The following is a 16,615-nucleotide window of genomic DNA, read 5'->3' as shown; positions in this document are numbered from 1 at the left end:
ACCCGGTGTGCGCTAATCTGGCTGAATGGGACATGCCTGTCCCGTGTGAAGGATCTCCATGAGCGTACGCAATCTCGAAGCCCTGTTCCAGCCTGCCTCGGTGGCCCTGATTGGTGCCTCCGACCGCGAGGGGAGCCTGGGTTCCGTGATCCTGCGCAACCTGCGCGCAGGCGGTTTTCAGGGGCCGGTCTGGCCGGTGAACCGGCGGCTCGGCAGCTTCGGTGGCACGTCGGCCTGGCGCGACGTCGAGTCGCTGCCGCAAGCGCCGGATCTGGCCGTGATCTGCACACCGGCAGAAACCGTGCCGGAGCTCATCGCTGCCTTGGGCCGCAAGGGTACACGCGCCGCCATCGTCTTGTCGGCCGGGCTGAAACAGGCCACTGGCGCCGATGGCCTCTCGCTGGAGCAAGCCATGCTTGATGCCGCGCGGCCGCACCTGCTGCGCATCCTGGGGCCCAACTGCATTGGTGCGCTGGTACCTGGCATCGGGCTCAATGCCAGTTTCGCGCCGGGCAACGCCTTGCCCGGCAAACTGGCTTTTGTGACGCAATCGGGGGCCCTGGCGACCGCCATGCTGGACTGGGCTAACAGCCGCAGCATCGGGTTTTCGCATTTCATCTCGCTGGGCGACAGCGCTGACGTGGATTTCGGCGATGTCATTGACTACCTCGCCAGCGATCCCGCCACCCGGGCCATCCTCATGTACATGGAATCGGTGAAGTCTGCGCGCAAGTTCATGTCGGCAGCGCGGGCCGCAGCACGCAACAAGCCGGTGATTGTTGTCAAAGCCGGGCGTGCGCCTGAGGGTGCCCGCGCGGCAGCCTCGCACACAGGTGCGCTGGCCGGCTCGGATGTGGTGTTTGACGCCGCCGTCCGCCGCGCGGGCATGCTACGGGTGGACACCCTGGAGGCGCTCTTCGACGCCGCCGAAACCCTCACCTATGTAAAGGGCTGGCACGGCGAGCGGCTGGCGGTCCTGACCAACGGCGGTGGTGCCGGGGTGCTGGCAGCCGATGCACTGGCGCTGGGCGGCGGCAAGCTGGGCGTACTGGAGGACAGGACGCTGGATGCGCTCAACCAGTGTCTGCCGCCTACCTGGTCGCACGGCAACCCGATTGATATCGTGGGGGACGCACCGGTCAGTCGTTATGAGGATGCTTTAAAGGTGTTGCTGGTTGCGCCTGAGGTCGACGGAGTTCTGTTCATCCATGCACCTACGGCCATTGTTCCTGCAGACCAGATTGTAGCGGCCTGCCTGCCGTTGGCCCAGACGTCGGGCAAACCGGTGCTGACTTGCTGGCTGGGCGGTGCGGCGGTAGCAGCGGCGCGACTTGCCAGCGCTGCGGCCGGTGTTGCCAGCTACGACACGCCGGAACGCGCCGCGGCGGCGTGGCTGCAACTGGTCACCCACGCGCGCAACCAGCAAGCTTTGCAGCAGCTTCCGGCATCCGAGCTGGAGGACTTCACACCCGACCGGAAACTGGCGCAGTCACTGCTTGATGACGCGCTGCGGGAGGGGCGCGAGTGGCTCGGTGACGCGCAGGCTCAGGCGCTGCTGCGGGCCTACGGCATCCCGACGGTGCAAACTGTGCGGACGGGCAATGTCGAGGAGGCGGTCGCGGCGGCCACGCGCATCGGTTACCCCGTCGCCCTGAAGATCGTGTCGCCTCAGGTCATCCACAAGTCCGATGTCGGCGGTGTGGCACTCAACCTGGTTTCAGAAGAAGACCTCCGGCGCGCAGCAGAAAAGATGCTGCGGCAGGTGAACGCGCAGCTGCCGCAGGCGCAGATACTCGGCTTTACCGTACAGGCGATGGCCGAGCGTCCCGGTGCGCACGAGTTGATTGTGGGCATTGCCTCGGACCCCGTGTTCGGACCGGTGATGTTGCTCGGCGAGGGCGGCGTTGCCGTTGAGCTGCACAAGAATCATGTGGTGGCGCTGCCACCGCTGAACACCCGCCTGGCGCAGGACATGCTTGCCGGCAGCCGGCTGTCGCTCCTGCTGGCCGGCTACCGCGGGCGCCCGCCAGCCGATGAGGCGGCGTTGCTGAGCACACTGCTCAAGGTTTCGCAAATGGCTTGCGACCTGGCCTGGCTGGCCGAGCTTGACATCAATCCGCTGCTGGTCGACGAACGCGGTGTGCTGGCGCTCGATGCGCGGGTCAGGTTGCGCACGGTCCCGGCGGGCGAGCACAGTCATCTGGCCATTCGGCCCTATCCGCAGGCGCTGGAGGAGCATGTGCAGATCAAGGGCCAGGACGTGTTGCTGCGCCCGATTCGACCGGAAGATGGCCAGCGTCTGAAGGCGTTTTATGCCGGGGCGTCCCCCGCCGACATGCGCTTGCGTTTTTTCATGTCGCGGCGCGAGGTGCCGCATTCCGAACTGGCGCGCTACAGCCAGATTGACTATGACCGTGAGATGACCTTCGTCGCCATACTGCCGCAGGCGGGCGGAGACCTTGTCATGCTGGGTGAAGCCCGGGCCGTTTGCGATCCGGACAACCGGGTGGCCGAATTCGCGATTCAGGTAGCCACGCACTGGCAGGGCAAGGGCCTGGGCCGCCTGCTTCTTGACAAGTTGACAAGCTACCTGCGGGCGCGTGGCACCGCGGAGGTGGTGGGGCAGTGCCTGCCGGAGAACGTGGGCATGGCAGCTCTGGCGCGGCGTGCCGGTTTTCAGGTCTTGGACGGCCCCCTGCCGGAGGCCACCACCATGCGACTGTTGTTGCGTTAGTCTGTCAATTCATGCTGCAGTGTGGTGACTGTTCCGCGCCAGTAGGCCTTCACACCTTCCGGTAGTACCCAGGCAACTTCGCCATCCAGCGGCACGCGCATGCCGCCGCGCTCGACATAGTTCCAGAACCGGCCTTGCCACGGCGCAGGGGAAGCTTTTCCGTCGACGGCGCGGTCGCGTGAGTCTGCATATACCGCGTCGATGAGGCCATCGGCGTTAAACCGAAACAGCAGCGTCACGGTCAGGGCGCCGTCGGTCAGGGTGGCCCGCGCCGCGTTTTGATCAACCGCCTCCCAGCGCACGCCCTGGCTGGGCAGCAGGGCAGTGGGGTACCAGGCCATTTCTGCGAAAAAGCGCAGCAACTCACCACGCGCAATCTCTGGCGTGCCCGTGGTGCTCACCACCGGGATCAAACCAAACAGGGCGGCGCGCAGCATTCCTTCACCGGCCACGTACGCGTCGTGGACGTAGGCTGGCATAAAGGGCAGCATCATGATCCGTGCATTCCAGACAAAACCTGGTCGCTGTGTGATGACGAGCTGGGTTGAGGTGAAAGGCTTCCACTGTTCGCCAGTCTCGCTCATGTTCATGCTGCCGGTGTGCGAGACCGATGCGCCCCTGACGAGGGGCTGGCCGTCTGTCAGTGCAACGCGAAAGAAGCGCTGTACTGGCGCGGGCAGGCCCGTTAGTTCGCCAGGCGCGTAGCGCAGCGTCTCGCGGGGCGCGTGGGCGTTATTGAGCCGTTCGTTCAGCACGCGTGTATCAGCCGCCCAGCGCCATGAACCGTAGGCAGCTGCTGCGGCAGCACACAACGCCGCGGCGGCCAGCGCGATACCGAACCATTTCATCCAGATCATGGGACCGTTTCCAGGCAAGAGCCAGAATTCACCGGCGCTGCTATCAACGGAGGTGGACGGTTTCGAGGTAGAAGGGCATGTGGCATGACCAGTGCAGTTCGCGCTCGATACGCTGGCGCATGGCGTCGGCCGCCGCTGGCTCGCCGTGGGTGATGAAAGTCTGCTTCGGTGGTGCCTTGAAGCCCCGCAGCCAGCTGACAATTTCCGCAGCATCGGCATGCGCCGAGAGGTCATCAAGCATCGCCACCTCGGCATGGACAGAGACGTCCTCGCCATGGATGCGCACACTGGGGGCGCCGCCCGCGATGGTCGCGCCGCGTGTGCCGCCAGCCTGGTAACCGGCGAACAGGATGGTGTTGCGCTTGTTTGGCGCAAAGGCTTTGAGGTGGTGCACCACCCGGCCACCGGTGGCCATGCCACTGGCGGCAACAATCACCATCGGTCCGCGCCGGGCGTTCAGTTGTCTCGATTCTTCAGGCGACTGGACAACGTGAGCAATGTGCGCCATCGCCTCACATTCGGCAGGGGTAAGCCGCAGTTCGGCCTTGTGCTTGAGGTAGACCTGCATGGCGTTGGCGGCCATCGGGCTGTTCAGGTACACCGGCAGGTCCGCAATCACGCCCTTGGCCTTGAGCAGCCCGATGCAGTGCAACAGGCTTTGCGCGCGTCCCACTGCGAAGGCCGGAATCACCACCACCCCACCGCGCGCGGCCGTGCGGTTGATGACTTCGCCCAGCGCCTGCAGCGGGTCGGTGTTTTTGTGCAGGCGGTCGCCATAGGTCGACTCGACCACCAGGTAGTCGGCGCCTTCCATCGGTGTCGGCGCCTTCAGGATCATGTCGTTGGGCCGGCCAATGTCACCTGAGAACAGGATAGAGCGGGATCCGTCATCCAGCCGCACAAACGACGAGCCCGACATGTGCCCGGAGGGCGACAGGCTGGCATGCAGGCCGGCTGCGGGCTGCCAGCTTTTGCCATAGGGCTGCGGGTGAAACAACTTCAGGCATTGCAGCGCGTCGTCGCGCGTGTAAAGCGGCAGCGCCTCCTTGTGTTTGGACAACTTGTGGCGATTGGCAAAGTCTGCCTCTTCTTCCTGCAGGTGGCCGCAGTCCGGCAGGAGGATGCGGCACAGGTCATACGTGGCGGGGGAGCAAAACACCTTGCCGCGAAAACCCTGACGCGCCAGCAGTGGCAGGTAGCCGCTGTGATCGATGTGGGCATGTGTCAGGATCAATGCGTCAATCGAGGCAGGATCCACGGGCAGCCGCGACCAGTTGCGAAGGCGAAGCAGTTTGTAGCCCTGAAACAGGCCGCAATCGACCAGCACTCGGGCTTTGTCGTGCGTGACCAGGTACTTGGAGCCCGTGACAGTGTCGGTTGCGCCCAAAAATTGGAGTTTCATGGCCCCAGTCTAGGAAGTGCTGGTGGGGCACCGCTTGCGCTGGATCAAGTCGGCCGGAGACGCTGGGTCAACGTCGGCCAGGCTGCGGCAAGATCCGAGCCCGCGCCGCACCGCCTGCCAGGGGCATGGTCAGCCGTTTTGGGCCCCAGAAGGGGTGGCCGTAGAGCAAGGGGTCTCCGCGTGTTTCGGGGTGGGAAACACGCTTGGCATCGCCCCGTTTTACGGGACGGGAAGCCCCTTGTTTTGAAGCGGTTTTATCCTACATCTGGTCGGGCGGTGGGCCGCTCAATGGGAGCGAGACGTCCACCTAATATTGCATCAGACGTAACGAGGAGTCTGTTCATGTTTTCCAACCACCTGCCAAGAGTTAATTCAGTCCCACGGGAATACATCCATCTGGGTGCTGCGGTTCTGGTATTGCTTGTCATGCTGACCGGGCTTGCGTCGGTGGCCAACGGGCAGGTCCGAAAAGCGGAGCTTCGCGAATCCTTGCTTGCATCGCAAAAAACCGCCATCGCTTACTGCATGGAAAGCAAGCGTGGAGCAGAGCTGAACAGCTGCATACAACTGGCCAAGGCTGACAGTGAAGGCGCGCAGACCTCTGTGGTTGTTGCCAACACCGCAGGCTTTAGCCGAAGCGCAATGGCGCCAAGCAGTGTGCAAGGTTTTGTGCCGGCGTCTTTCAGTACCCATCGATAGTCTGGCGCGGTAGCAGCCCGTCGTCAAAAATCAGAACGGGGCCTTCATTGGAAACAGCGGTTAGCATGTCTTCCCATGAAGCTGTCCCGCTTGTTTCAGCCACGAAACCCCCTTTTCTGGTTCATGCTGATCCTCAACGCGCTTTCCGCTGCGCTTGCCTGGATCGTTCAGAATCGACCGCTCGGTACCGCTGCCATGCTGGTAGTGGGTTTTTTTGCCATCGGCAACGCGCTGATGGGAACCTGGCTGGTTGTCAGGCTTCTGCGTACGGAACCGGGCGCGCAAACCGCACCTTCGATTCCACCCAATCCAGGCCAAATCGACAAAACTTAGTCGAGCGCACCCGCGCCGCTGGCAATGTCCTTGCCGGTTTTCAGTGCCGTCATCACAGCAATGCGCAAACCCTGCACCATGCTGTCCAGCGGCAAGCTGGGTTGGCCCTGATCTGGGAGGTAGGGGACATGAATAAATCCGCCACGCGTTTGTTTGAAGCCTCTTTGCTTGGCCAGCATGTGCATCAGCCCATAAAACACGTGGTTGCAGACAAATGTGCCCGCCGTCTGGGACACCTCTGCAGGAATGCCTTTGTGCCGAATCGCCAACAGCATGGCCTTGATCGGCAGGGAGCTGAAGTAAGCAGCAGGCCCGCCATTGATCACGGGCGTATCTATCGGCTGCGCGCTGGCGTTGTCTGCAATGCGTGCATCGTTGATATTGATGGCGACGCGCTCCAGCGATATGGCGGCGCGTCCACCCGCTTGACCCACACAAATCACCAGAGCCGGCTTGTGCAGAAGCAGCAGGCGCTTCAGTTCTACCAGCGAATCGTCAAAAACCGTGGGCAGCTGCGCTGCGACGACCGTGTGGTCCTGAATACGCCTGCCATGCAGAGACTGAACGCTCAGCCAGCTAGGGTTCATGGTTTCTCCGCCAAACGCGTCGAAACCTGTGAGCAGAACGCAGGGGCGGGAGGATGAAGTGCGTGGCGCGGCCATCCGTCATTGTGAGGGCAGGATCAAGCTACTCAGGCATCACTTGTTTGATTGAACTTACTGAAAGCAAATTATGAAATGGGAAGGCAACCGCGAGTCCAGCAACGTTGAAGACCGCCGCAGCGGCGGTGGGGGTGGTGGCGGCCTGGGCGGCTTGATCGGCGGAAAAAGCATCGGAATCGGCACCATCGTCGTGGCGCTGGTCGGCGGCATGGTGTTCGGCATCAATCCGCTGACCATCCTGGGCATGCTCACCGGAGGCGAATCGCCCGCGCAGGTCCAGCAGGCACCGGCACAGGGTCCCCCCGCAGACGACCGTATGGGCAAGTTTGTATCCACCGTGCTGGCGGACACGGAAGACGTCTGGAAGGACATCTTTACCAAGGGCGGCAGCACCTACCGTGAGCCTCAGCTGGTGCTGTTCCGTGGCGGCACCTCCACGGCCTGTGGTCAAGGGCAGGCTGCCATGGGGCCTTTTTACTGCCCGGCTGACCAGAAGGTCTACATTGACCTTGGCTTTTACGAAACACTGCAGAAAAAGCTGGGTGCACCCGGCGACTTTGCCCAGGCCTATGTGATTGCGCACGAGGTAGGGCACCATGTGCAACACCAGTTGGGCATCACCGGCAAGATGGAGCAGATGCGCGGCAGGGTCAGCAAGGCTGAATACAACGGCATGAGCGTGCGGCTGGAGCTGCAGGCGGACTGTTTTGCCGGGTTGTGGGCCCACCATGCCCAGCGCGCCCGCAGCGTGCTGGAGCAGGGCGACGTTGAAGAAGCCATGAACGCAGCCGCCAAAATCGGCGACGACGCGCTGCAGGGCTCTCGCGGCGGCGCCATAGTGCCTGAAAGTTTTACCCACGGCACCAGTGCCCAGCGTGCGCGGTGGTTTGACACCGGCCTGAAAACCGGCAGCGTCAAGGCCTGCGACACCTTCAGTGCAAAGCAGTTGTGATTCTCATCGCCCTTGCGGCGGCCCATACCCCCGGGTATTGAGGTTTTTGGGCTTTCTGCCCCGAAATGAGACAATAGAAGGTTATGACGACGTCTTTTTCCAATCTCAATTTAGCTGAGCCGCTGGCTCGCGCCGTGGCCGAAATGGGCTACGAAACCATGACACCCATTCAGGAGCAGGCCATTCCGGTCGTGCTGCAGGGCAAAGACGTCATGGGCGCTGCCCAGACCGGTACCGGCAAAACCGCCGCATTTGCGCTGCCCCTGCTGCAGCGCATGATGAAACACGAAAACCCTTCCACCTCGCCCGCCCGGCACCCGGTGCGCGCTCTGGTGCTGCTGCCCACGCGTGAGCTGGCCGTTCAGGTGGCAGAACAGGTCGAGCTGTACGCCAAATACACCAACCTGCGCAGCACGGTGGTGTTTGGCGGCATGGACATGAAGCCCCAGACGCTGGAACTGAAAAAAGGCGTTGAAGTGCTGGTGGCGACACCCGGCCGGTTGCTGGACCACATTGAAGCCAAAAACACGGTGCTGAACCAGGTTGAGTATGTGGTGCTGGACGAAGCCGACCGGATGCTGGACATTGGCTTTTTACCCGATTTGCAGCGAATCCTGAGCTACCTGCCCAAACAGCGGATTACCCTGCTGTTTTCTGCGACTTTCTCGCCCGAGATCAAGCGTCTGGCATCAAGCTACCTGCAGGACCCGGTGACGATTGAGGTCGCCCGCTCCAACGCCACCGCCTCCACGGTAGAGCAGCATTTTTATGCCGTTAATGCCGACGACAAGCGCCGCGCGCTGCACCAGATTCTCAAGACCCGCGGCATGAAACAGGCCTTTGTGTTCGTCAACAGCAAGCTGGGTTGTGCCCGTCTGGCCCGCTCGCTGGAGCGTGAAGGTCTGAAAACCACCGCCCTGCATGGCGACAAGAGCCAAGATGAACGCCTGAAAGCGCTGGAAGCCTTTAAAAAAGGCGAGGTCGATTTGCTGGTCTGCACCGACGTTGCCGCCCGCGGACTGGACATCAAGGATGTGCCGGCGGTGTTCAACTTCGACGTACCCTTTAACGCCGAAGACTATGTGCACCGCATTGGCCGCACCGGCCGCGCCGGCGCTGCTGGTCTGGCTGTGAGTTTTGCCGCCGCCAGCGACCAGCGCCTGGTTGCTGATATCGAAAAACTGATCAAGACCAAAATCGAGCTCGAGCCCATGGAGTTTGATGAAGATCAGCCCAGGATCAAGGAGCAGGGTCGCATCAATGACGGCAGGCGCATGTACCGCGAAAGCGGCGCAGAAGAGCCGCGCGAAGGCGCAGAAGTGCCGCGTGAACGTCGCGAGAACAGGGAGCGCCGTGAGCATCCGCCGCACCAGCGCCAGGCCGCACCGCGTGATCCGTTTTTTGACAAACCCTACGAGTCAAGCCTTCCTTCCGAAGCGCAACCCGCCTGGGAAGCTGCGGCCAAAAGCGGCGCCTCACGGAGCAGCGTGTCGGCCAATATAAAGCCAAAGAAAAAAGTCGCGGCGCTTTTCAAAACGACGGCCTGAGTTCGGCTCAGGTCGCGCCAGTCGGCTCGCGCCTACCTTTTTCAGCGTCTGCGTCTGAGTGCTGGCCAGCTCCGGGCTGGATAAGCTAACAGTCATGCCTTCCAGCCAAACCGACGCGCGACCGGCATCCCCGTTTTCGTTTCTCCTCACACTGTTCCGACCTATACGCCGAGCGATCAGTCTCTGGTCTGACGCGGAGGGATTGCGGATGAGCGCGGCCATGTCCTTTTACGGCATCCTCAGCCTCGCCCCCTTGTTGGTATTGCTGGTGGGGGTGCTGGGGTGGTGGCTGGACAGGAGCTATATCGAGGCAGGCCTGATCCGCAAGATTGGCGAAGTCATTGGCGAGCAGGGCGCGCAGCTGGTGCAGCAAGCGCTGGCGAGCGCGAAAGATCCTTCAGACGGTTTGCTGGCTTCGCTGATTGCCTTTGGCTTGCTTCTGTCGGGTGCTACGGGTGTGTTTGCCGAGCTACAGGACGCGTTTGAGCGGCTCTGGCGCCATGAGACTGGCGAGTTGCCAAAACAGAAGTGGTGGTACAGCGCGTCGCTGCGGCTGCGCGGCATAGCCTACATACTGGCCTTTGGCTTCCTGTTGCTGGTTTCTCTGGCGATCTCCACTTTTCTGACTTTTTTGACCGGCTGGGCAGGGGCTTACTTTCCTCTGGAAAAACTCGCGGTGGTGATCAATGAGCTCGTGTCGCTGGGTTTTAGCGTCGCCCTTTTTGTGGCCCTGATGCGCATGAGTGCCGGCCCCAAGCCGGCGTTGCGGTTTTTGGTGATGGGTGCGATCGCCGGGGGCATTTTGTTTGCCCTGGGCAAGTACCTGCTGGCGATTTACCTCTCCACCGCGGCGGTAGTGTCAGCGTATGGCGCTGCGGGGTCGCTGGTGGTTCTGCTGATGTGGATTTATTTTTCGTCGGCCGTTTTGCTGCTCGCGGCCAGTGTGGCGCGCTCCTTGTCGGACGAAGCTGCACTCGCCGATCTTGAAAAACGCGTTGCTACTTAATTGATAGCAAACTTTGCCCGTTGTTCCTGGGCATTTGGCCAAAACGGCTCCGAAGAATGTGTTCAGAAGCCTCCGGGAGCCTGTGACGCGACGCATTTCACCTGGATCATCTCGAAGCGGCCCGGACTGCTGCCGAGTTTTGCCGCGCTCAGGCAACCGCCCCATACGCATCCTGTGTCGAGCGGCAGCGTGTTACACAGCAAGCCAGCTTTGGCCTTGGCCGTTTCAGCCCCCAGGGTAGACCAATGACCAAAGGCGATCGGCAGGGCTGCGGTTTTGCGGCCCGGGGCTTCGAACCAGGGCACGTAACCCGCCGGCGCCTCCTGTGCGCTACCAGTACTAGCGAATTCCATTTCGCCGTTGGGCGTGCAAAAACGCATGCGCGTCAGGGCATTCACAATCACGCGCAAGCGCTCCGGGCCCATCAGGCTATCGCTCCACTGGTTGGGGGTGTTGCCGTACATGCTCTTTAAAAAGTTCGGCAGATCAGGGCCGCGCAAGGCCGCCTCCACCTCTCCGGCCAACGCCATGGTTTGCTCGGCGCTCCACTGAGGCAGCACGCCGGCGTGCACCATCAGCCACCCATGCGCATGGATGGCCATGGGGCGGTATCGCAGCCAGTCCAGCAGGGGCTCGCAGTCAGGCGCGTCCAGCACCTGTTGCACGGTGTCGTTGCGGTGCGGCTTGCGCAGGCCATGGCGGATGCCCAGCAGGTTGAGGTCATGATTGCCCAGCAAACACTGCGCCGCGTCACCCAATGCACTGAGGCTTCGCAACACGGCCAGCGAATCCGGGCCGCGGTTGACCAGATCCCCCAGCAGGTACAGGGTGTCGCGGCTGGGAGAGAAATCAATGTGCCTCAGAAGGCGTTGCAGGGGTTCGTGGCAACCCTGCAGGTCGCCAATCAAGTAAAGTGCCATGTGTTCATTCTGCCTGCAGCCTCATGGATTTCATCCTCATCGCTTTTCTGACCCTGCTCAATGGCGTGTTCGCCATGTCCGAGATGGCGTTGGCCGCCAGCCGGAAGGCCAGGCTAAGCGCGATGGCCGAGTCTGGAGACAAGGGCGCACAGGCGGCGCTGACACTGCTGGACAACCCGACGCAGTTCCTCTCCTCGGTGCAAGTTGGCATCACGTCTATCGGCATGCTCAACGGCATCATTGGCGAGGCGGCCTTCAGCGGTGGGTTGTCGAACTGGATCCAGAGTTTTGGCGCTTCCCCGCGCGCAGCCGACATCACCGCCACCGCGCTGGTGGTCACCATCATCACCTTTATCACCATCGTGTTCGGCGAACTGGTGCCCAAGCGTATTGGGCAGCTTTTCCCCGAGACCGTGGCGCGCCTCGTGTCACGCCCCATGATGTGGGTGGCGACAGGCGCCAAGCCCTTTGTGCGATTGCTGTCCTTCAGCACCCACGCCGTGCTCAAGGTGTTGCGCGTGGACACCGCCGGAGACCGCGGCGTAACCGAAGAAGAAATCACCGCCAGTCTGGAAGAGGGCGTGGACGCCGGACTGATTGAAGAGCACGAACACCAGATGGTGCAAAACGTGTTTCTGCTGGACGATCGTCTGCTCACCTCGCTGATGCTGCCGCGGTCCGACATCGAATGGCTGGACGCCAGCGACACCGTGGCCCAGGCGATCGACAAGGCCGGTGCGACCGGCCATTCCTGGTACCCCGTTTGCAATGGCAGCCTGGACGATGTGGTGGGTGTGGTCAATGTGGCCAAGCTGTTGGCGCTGCGCGGGCAGATTCAGCAAACCGGCTCTACGGCAGATGTCGGCTCCGCGCCCTCTGTTGCGGACCGTATAGCCGCCTACGCCGTGCAGGCTGTGTTTGTGCCCGAAACGTTAACCGGCATGGAGTTGTTGGAACAGTTCCGGACCAAGTCCACACGCATTGTGTTTGTGGTGGATGAATATGGCGTGGTGCAGGGCCTGATGACACCCATGGACATGCTGGAGGCCATTACCGGCGAGTTGCAACCCGGCGCCCAGATTGACGCCTGGGCCACGCAGCGGGCCGATGGCAGCTGGCTGATTGACGGCGTGATGCCGGTGTCAGAACTCAAGGCCAGGCTGGACATCAAGCAACTGCCCGCTGAAGAACGCGGCCGGTACAACACCGTGGCGGGGCTGTTGCAAAGCGTGTCGGGACGGCTTCTTGGCACCGGCCAGCACATCGATTGCGCCGGCTGGCGCTTTGAAGTGCTGGACCTGGACGGCAAACGCATCGACAAAGTACTCGCCAGCCCCGCTCCGGCGCCGTAGAACGGTACCGAGCACCACTTTGGTGTCCAGACCGTCTCATTCGGGAGACACCTGTGCAACTATCGGCTGTAAGGCCCGGTAAGGTTGCGCCCGGTGTATACACTGCCAAAAAAAGAGAGAGGCGGAGCACGCATGTTGAATCTATCCCTGCCGGCCCTGGCGTTGGCCGCCGCATCCGGCATGGCTGTGGGCGTTCTTGGCTTTCGAAGCTGGGCGGCGCGCGCGGCTCGCAAAAAGAAGCGCCTCCCGGACAAGTGGCAACTCCAGGCCCGCCCCCTGCTGACGGACACCGAACATGAGGTCTGGCACTGGCTGAAATCCGCTTTTTTTGATCACCATGTTCTGGTAAAAATCCCGGTGATCCGTTTCATGGCGCCACGCACCGAAGCTGTCCGCATACAAACGCACGTGCTGCTCAGCGGCGTCTACTGCACCTTCACGGTTTGTGCTGCTGACGGCACGGCGATTGGTTGTATTGACCTGCCCGGCCCGCGCGGCCTCAAGGCCAGCAACCGCAACCTGAAGCAAAAGCTTTTCGCCGAGTGCGGCATGGCCTATGCGGTGGTGCGTGCAAGCAACTTGCCCACGCTGGAGGCTGTGCGTGCGGAGTTTCTGGGCGAGATTGAGTTGCCAGACGGCGGACTCTCAGGCCTGGACCCGTCGCCTCTGGATCATTGGAAAGAGGGCGATGGACTGGCGACAGAGCCGGCACCGATGCGCAGCGCCAGCGGGGTAGTGCTGCAGGATGCTCGTGGGCTGGATGTTCAGGGCATCGACATGAACGCGATTGCTGAAGCGCGCAGCAGCCTGCGGGCCAAGCTGGAGCGCAATCGCAAGATACGTGTTGCCGGATTTGATCCCCTGAGTACTTCCTCGGGCATCGTGCAGGACAACGCGGATCAAAACTTTGCCCAAGCGTGGGAAGACTCGTTCACCCCAATCGACGACGAAGGCGAATCACCTCCGGCTTCGCCGTAAACCCTTCCCCAGATCAGACTCGGGGCTGGGCCCTTTCAGGCCTTCAGGGACGACCAGCGGCTGGCCTGATGGCGGGTGCAACTGTGATCAACACGTCGTTGCCGCCGAAACTGGTGCTCTGCACCTGCACGGTAGCGGCCCGCTCACCCTTGGTAAAGCTGAGCAAGCTGGTTTTGGAGAACGAGCTCGAGGTCAAGGCCCATCCCGAGGCGGGGAGGGTATCCCGGAAATAGGCAAACACGGCCTGAGGCTCGCCGGAGATGGCCACACTCAAACGGCCCGTCCAGGCACTACCCGAGCCCATGACCAGCGTGTCCTGCTGCTTGATGACTGCGCCTACTGGGAGGGGAATATCGCCCGAGATTTGTTTCGAGTTGGCTTCGGTGACAGTGCTGTCATTGCCCATAGGCGCAGAGCCCATGGAAGCACAGCCGAGCGTGATGAAAGCGCTGAACAGGACGATCAGGTATTTGAAAGAGGTCATGACGTTGGGCCGGCAAGGTTGCAACACGGCCTGACCGGGTGCCACGCTGGCAGGCAACCGATTGTAACGGCGGTGATTTGTGACGGCGACGCCCGGCGCTCTATCGACCCGACCCCCTATTCAGGCGTCGAGGCGTCGTCTGGGCTCAAGGGCATCGGCGTGGCTTGCTCTACCGATGCAATAGGCGATCAGGTCGCCCAGCTCGCTCGACTTGTCATAAACGGCGTTGGCGCCCAACAGGCGGCAATGGGTCAACAAGGACGAGATGGGGTAGTTGGTCATCACCAGCACATCCTGGGTTTCAGCGCGGGTTTTGCAGTACCTCAGGACGCCGGCGCCTGTGCCCTCCCGCAAGAATAAATCCAGAATGGCGACGTCCCAGCCACGCGGGTTGCGCTCCAGCCAGTCTTTGGCTTCGGCTTCCGTCTCAGCCGTACCGACAAGATCAACGTTGAGTTCCTCATTCAGGGACTCAACGAGTTGTTGTCGCATCAGCTCGTTGTCCTCAACCAAAAAAACTCTCAGCCCCATGTTCGTCTCCATTCAGGTTCCCTTTTGAAGAACTCGATGTTTTTCAATGGAAAGAGATTATATGGTTATGGCTGACGGGAGTGTGGGCCAGGGACGCGCCCGCTGTAGGTAGAGTCCTACTACCTAGGTATCGCTTGTTTTGGAGAGGAGGGTCAAAGCAGCCCGCGCCCAGCGAGGTTGCGCATCAACGCAGTGATGCCAAAGGTCCACGGTGGCGCCTTGTCGGTATGCGTCACCCGGTTGACCAGCGCGCCCAGGGCAGGCGTCTCCACCCGAACTACATCGCCCACAACATGGGTAAAGCCCTGTCCGGGTCCGTGACGATCCTGCGTAGGCGCAAACATGGTGCCCAGAAACAACATAAAGCCATCAGGATACTGATGGTTGGCACCTGCGGCCTGCTGCACCAGGTTCAGCGGGTCCCGGCTGATCTTTGTGAGGGAACTGCTGCCCAGCATGGTGAAACCCTCAGGCCCATCCACCCGCAGGCTCAGCTCACAGCGGCGCACATCGTCAATGCCGAAGTTCGCATCAAACAAACGAATAAACGGCCCAATAGCGCAGGACGCGTTGTTGTCCTTGGCTTTGCCCAGCAGCAGCGCACTGCGTCCTTCAAAGTCGCGCAGATTCACATCATTGCCCAGCGTGGCACCAACCGTTTCGCCCCGACTGTTAACGGCCAGCACCACCTCTGGCTCAGGGTTGTTCCAAACAGACTCGGGGTGTATACCAATGTCCGCACCCAGACCCACGGCCGAAAGCGGTTGTGATTTGGTAAAAATCTCCGCATACGGGCCAATCCCCACTTCCAGGTACTGCGACCAGGCACCCTGCGCCAGCAACGCCTGTTTCACGCTGGCCGCCTGCGCCGAGCCCGGCACGATACCAGCGAGGTTGTCACCCAGGATCTTGCTGAGTTCCTCGCGAATGGCATGCGCCCGAGACGCATCCCCACGCGCCTGCTCTTCAATCACCCGCTCCAGCAAGCTCGCTACAAAGGTGACGCCACTGGCCTTGATTGCCTGCAAGTCACACGGCGCCAGCAGCCAGGGGAGTTGCTCATTGCGCGTTGCAGGGTCGCATTGAGCAAGCGTGGGCTTCAGTGGGGCGACCAGTTTGGTGCGACCGTCAACCAGCGCGCTTTGCACGGCTGCGGCAGGGTCAGGCAACTCAAGCAACTGGCTGGCGGTTGCTGCAATGGCAGAGAGATCATGCAAACCCCCATCAGCCACTGCAACCAGCACGGGCCCCACGCCGGGCTTCCACAGGCGTCCGACCAAGGTGGCTTGTGTGTGATCCTTCGGCAGGATGGAGGAGGCGGTAAGTAGAAGCGTCATGTCGATGTGCCCTTGGCTGCGGCGTTTGGCCAAAGGTCATATGTTAATACGACATAAAAAATCTCCTGACCTTTCAGTCAGAAGATTTTCGACGGTGCCTCAAACGAATTTAGCTGGGGCAAATAATCGGGTGGAGTTTCAAACCTGCTTGCGCCATGTCTCAAAATCTTCCGTTGTCGGCGCGGGGCCGCGCCGGTTCTGGAAAGCCATCATCGCGTCGCTCAGTTTCCGAAAACGGTCCAGGCGCTTCAGCGTCAGGAGCCGCTCGGCGTCTATCCTGATTCTGAATTCGATGAGTGTTTCTGCGGAATGCATGGGTACAGCTTATTCCTCGGTGGTGAGCTTGTCGCCCATTTCCGCCTTTGCTACCGTAGGACGCGAGCGCGTCCAGCGGTTGAAGGCAGATGGAGCGCCATTAAGTCACAAGATGGAGGCCGTGAGCGGTCACTCCACATGCAAAAAAGGGAACAGGCCTTGTGCGCTGTTCCCTTTATGTGGTGCCGGAGAGATGAATCGAACACCCGACCTTCTCATTACGAATGAGATTTAGTGGATGGTTGATGAGAGTCCAGGCGAGTCGATGGTAATTAAATCAACGACTTACCGCGATTTTAGCTCATCGGTTTATCGCCCATTATCACCGTCCCTCTTTGCAACTGTGCCAAGGCTGTGCCAAGCTTGCTGCTCGAATGCCAGCGGGCTCAGAAGGTCAAGATGACTGTGCCTGCGAACTCGATTGTAGAAACCCTCGATGTAATCAAACACGTCTGACTTGGCATCGTCCCGTGTTCGATAGATCTGACGCTTGATTCTTTCCTTCT

17 protein-coding genes are annotated in these 16,615 nt (G+C 61.3%); 8 read left to right on the top strand and 9 right to left on the bottom strand.

Going from position 1 to position 16,615, the window contains the following annotated elements:
- Positions 1-58: 58 nt before the first annotated feature.
- On the top strand, positions 59-2,734 hold the full coding sequence (locus tag VE934_RS15260) for a bifunctional acetate--CoA ligase family protein/GNAT family N-acetyltransferase (protein WP_324889018.1): 2,676 nt from the start codon (positions 59-61) through the stop codon (positions 2,732-2,734).
- Here the strand turns inward: VE934_RS15260 and VE934_RS15255 are convergent.
- Together VE934_RS15255 and VE934_RS15250 are read right to left on the bottom strand one after the other, a co-directional pair.
- On the bottom strand, positions 2,731-3,591 hold the full coding sequence (locus VE934_RS15255; protein WP_324889016.1) for a DUF6920 family protein: 861 nt from the start codon (positions 3,589-3,591) through the stop codon (positions 2,731-2,733). The genes VE934_RS15260 and VE934_RS15255 overlap by 4 nt on opposite strands.
- A gap of 43 nt (positions 3,592-3,634) precedes the next feature.
- Positions 3,635-4,993 (bottom strand): MBL fold metallo-hydrolase, encoded by a 1,359-nt coding sequence (locus VE934_RS15250; RefSeq protein ID WP_324889014.1) that lies wholly within the window; start codon positions 4,991-4,993, stop codon positions 3,635-3,637.
- Between the two features lie 342 nt (positions 4,994-5,335).
- Between VE934_RS15250 and VE934_RS15245 the strand changes: the two genes are divergently transcribed.
- Together VE934_RS15245 and VE934_RS15240 are read left to right on the top strand one after the other, a co-directional pair.
- Positions 5,336-5,692, top strand: coding sequence for a hypothetical protein (locus VE934_RS15245; protein WP_324889012.1), 357 nt, complete (start codon positions 5,336-5,338; stop codon positions 5,690-5,692).
- Positions 5,693-5,767: 75 nt separating this feature from the next.
- The gene (locus VE934_RS15240) at positions 5,768-6,025 is read left to right on the top strand and encodes a hypothetical protein (RefSeq protein WP_324889010.1); all 258 of its coding nucleotides are present in this window, start codon (positions 5,768-5,770) and stop codon (positions 6,023-6,025) included.
- Here VE934_RS15240 and pcp read toward each other — a convergent pair.
- Positions 6,022-6,687, bottom strand: a complete 666-nt coding sequence (gene pcp, locus VE934_RS15235; protein WP_324889008.1) for a pyroglutamyl-peptidase I — start codon at positions 6,685-6,687, stop codon at positions 6,022-6,024. The genes VE934_RS15240 and pcp overlap by 4 nt on opposite strands.
- A gap of 70 nt (positions 6,688-6,757) precedes the next feature.
- Here pcp and ypfJ point away from each other — a divergent pair, with 70 nt between their 5' ends.
- The 3 genes from ypfJ to VE934_RS15220 all read left to right on the top strand — a co-directional run bounded on the left by ypfJ (position 6,758) and on the right by VE934_RS15220 (position 10,192).
- Positions 6,758-7,639 (top strand): KPN_02809 family neutral zinc metallopeptidase, encoded by an 882-nt coding sequence (gene ypfJ, locus VE934_RS15230; protein ID WP_324889006.1) that lies wholly within the window; start codon positions 6,758-6,760, stop codon positions 7,637-7,639.
- Between the two features lie 83 nt (positions 7,640-7,722).
- The gene (locus VE934_RS15225; protein WP_324889004.1) at positions 7,723-9,186 is read left to right on the top strand and encodes a DEAD/DEAH box helicase; all 1,464 of its coding nucleotides are present in this window, start codon (positions 7,723-7,725) and stop codon (positions 9,184-9,186) included.
- A gap of 94 nt (positions 9,187-9,280) precedes the next feature.
- Positions 9,281-10,192, top strand: a complete 912-nt coding sequence (locus VE934_RS15220) for a YihY/virulence factor BrkB family protein (RefSeq protein WP_324889002.1) — start codon at positions 9,281-9,283, stop codon at positions 10,190-10,192.
- A gap of 62 nt (positions 10,193-10,254) precedes the next feature.
- Here the strand turns inward: VE934_RS15220 and VE934_RS15215 are convergent, their stop codons facing one another.
- Positions 10,255-11,112 carry a symmetrical bis(5'-nucleosyl)-tetraphosphatase gene (locus tag VE934_RS15215; protein ID WP_324889000.1) on the bottom strand — a complete coding sequence of 286 codons (858 nt, stop codon included), beginning with the start codon at positions 11,110-11,112 and terminating at the stop codon, positions 10,255-10,257.
- 23 nt (positions 11,113-11,135) lie between these two features.
- On the opposite strand from VE934_RS15215, the gene VE934_RS15210 reads away from it, so the two are divergent.
- Together VE934_RS15210 and VE934_RS15205 are read left to right on the top strand one after the other, a co-directional pair.
- Entirely contained in the window at positions 11,136-12,464 is a 1,329-nt protein-coding gene (locus VE934_RS15210) for a hemolysin family protein (RefSeq protein WP_324888998.1), read from the top strand.
- A gap of 132 nt (positions 12,465-12,596) precedes the next feature.
- Complete coding sequence (locus VE934_RS15205; RefSeq protein ID WP_324888996.1) at positions 12,597-13,442, top strand: DUF2726 domain-containing protein; 846 nt, start codon at positions 12,597-12,599, stop codon at positions 13,440-13,442.
- Between the two features lie 43 nt (positions 13,443-13,485).
- Here the strand turns inward: VE934_RS15205 and VE934_RS15200 are convergent, their stop codons facing one another.
- The 5 genes from VE934_RS15200 to VE934_RS15180 all read right to left on the bottom strand — a co-directional run.
- Entirely contained in the window at positions 13,486-13,926 is a 441-nt protein-coding gene (locus VE934_RS15200; RefSeq protein WP_324888994.1) for a hypothetical protein, read from the bottom strand.
- A 120-nt stretch (positions 13,927-14,046) separates the two neighbouring features.
- Positions 14,047-14,457 (bottom strand): response regulator, encoded by a 411-nt coding sequence (locus VE934_RS15195; RefSeq protein WP_324888992.1) that lies wholly within the window; start codon positions 14,455-14,457, stop codon positions 14,047-14,049.
- Positions 14,458-14,609: 152 nt separating this feature from the next.
- On the bottom strand, positions 14,610-15,794 hold the full coding sequence (locus VE934_RS15190) for a fumarylacetoacetate hydrolase family protein (protein ID WP_324888990.1): 1,185 nt from the start codon (positions 15,792-15,794) through the stop codon (positions 14,610-14,612).
- A 138-nt stretch (positions 15,795-15,932) separates the two neighbouring features.
- A complete protein-coding gene (locus tag VE934_RS15185; RefSeq protein WP_324888988.1) occupies positions 15,933-16,109 on the bottom strand; it encodes a hypothetical protein in 177 nt (58 codons plus the stop codon).
- Between the two features lie 309 nt (positions 16,110-16,418).
- The coding region (locus VE934_RS15180; protein WP_324888986.1) for an IS3 family transposase at positions 16,419-16,615 on the bottom strand (197 nt) is incomplete at its 5' end.

Origin of the sequence: Polaromonas sp. (genome assembly GCF_035638815.1) — a bacterium.
Taxonomy (GTDB): domain Bacteria; phylum Pseudomonadota; class Gammaproteobacteria; order Burkholderiales; family Burkholderiaceae_C; genus Polaromonas.
This window is presented reverse-complemented; position numbering and strand designations above follow the sequence as displayed.

Coding starts and splice junctions, on each gene's coding strand:
- VE934_RS15260 (WP_324889018.1), top strand. CDS start 59: ATGAGCGTACGCAATCTCGAAGCCCTGTTCCAGCCTGCCTCGGTGGCC.
- VE934_RS15255 (WP_324889016.1), bottom strand. CDS start 3,591: ATGATCTGGATGAAATGGTTCGGTATCGCGCTGGCCGCCGCGGCGTTG.
- VE934_RS15250 (WP_324889014.1), bottom strand. CDS start 4,993: ATGAAACTCCAATTTTTGGGCGCAACCGACACTGTCACGGGCTCCAAG.
- VE934_RS15245 (WP_324889012.1), top strand. CDS start 5,336: ATGTTTTCCAACCACCTGCCAAGAGTTAATTCAGTCCCACGGGAATAC.
- VE934_RS15240 (WP_324889010.1), top strand. CDS start 5,768: ATGAAGCTGTCCCGCTTGTTTCAGCCACGAAACCCCCTTTTCTGGTTC.
- pcp (WP_324889008.1), bottom strand. CDS start 6,687: ATGGCCGCGCCACGCACTTCATCCTCCCGCCCCTGCGTTCTGCTCACA.
- ypfJ (WP_324889006.1), top strand. CDS start 6,758: ATGAAATGGGAAGGCAACCGCGAGTCCAGCAACGTTGAAGACCGCCGC.
- VE934_RS15225 (WP_324889004.1), top strand. CDS start 7,723: ATGACGACGTCTTTTTCCAATCTCAATTTAGCTGAGCCGCTGGCTCGC.
- VE934_RS15220 (WP_324889002.1), top strand. CDS start 9,281: ATGCCTTCCAGCCAAACCGACGCGCGACCGGCATCCCCGTTTTCGTTT.
- VE934_RS15215 (WP_324889000.1), bottom strand. CDS start 11,112: ATGGCACTTTACTTGATTGGCGACCTGCAGGGTTGCCACGAACCCCTG.
- VE934_RS15210 (WP_324888998.1), top strand. CDS start 11,136: ATGGATTTCATCCTCATCGCTTTTCTGACCCTGCTCAATGGCGTGTTC.
- VE934_RS15205 (WP_324888996.1), top strand. CDS start 12,597: ATGTTGAATCTATCCCTGCCGGCCCTGGCGTTGGCCGCCGCATCCGGC.
- VE934_RS15200 (WP_324888994.1), bottom strand. CDS start 13,926: ATGACCTCTTTCAAATACCTGATCGTCCTGTTCAGCGCTTTCATCACG.
- VE934_RS15195 (WP_324888992.1), bottom strand. CDS start 14,457: ATGGGGCTGAGAGTTTTTTTGGTTGAGGACAACGAGCTGATGCGACAA.
- VE934_RS15190 (WP_324888990.1), bottom strand. CDS start 15,794: ATGACGCTTCTACTTACCGCCTCCTCCATCCTGCCGAAGGATCACACA.
- VE934_RS15185 (WP_324888988.1), bottom strand. CDS start 16,109: ATGCATTCCGCAGAAACACTCATCGAATTCAGAATCAGGATAGACGCC.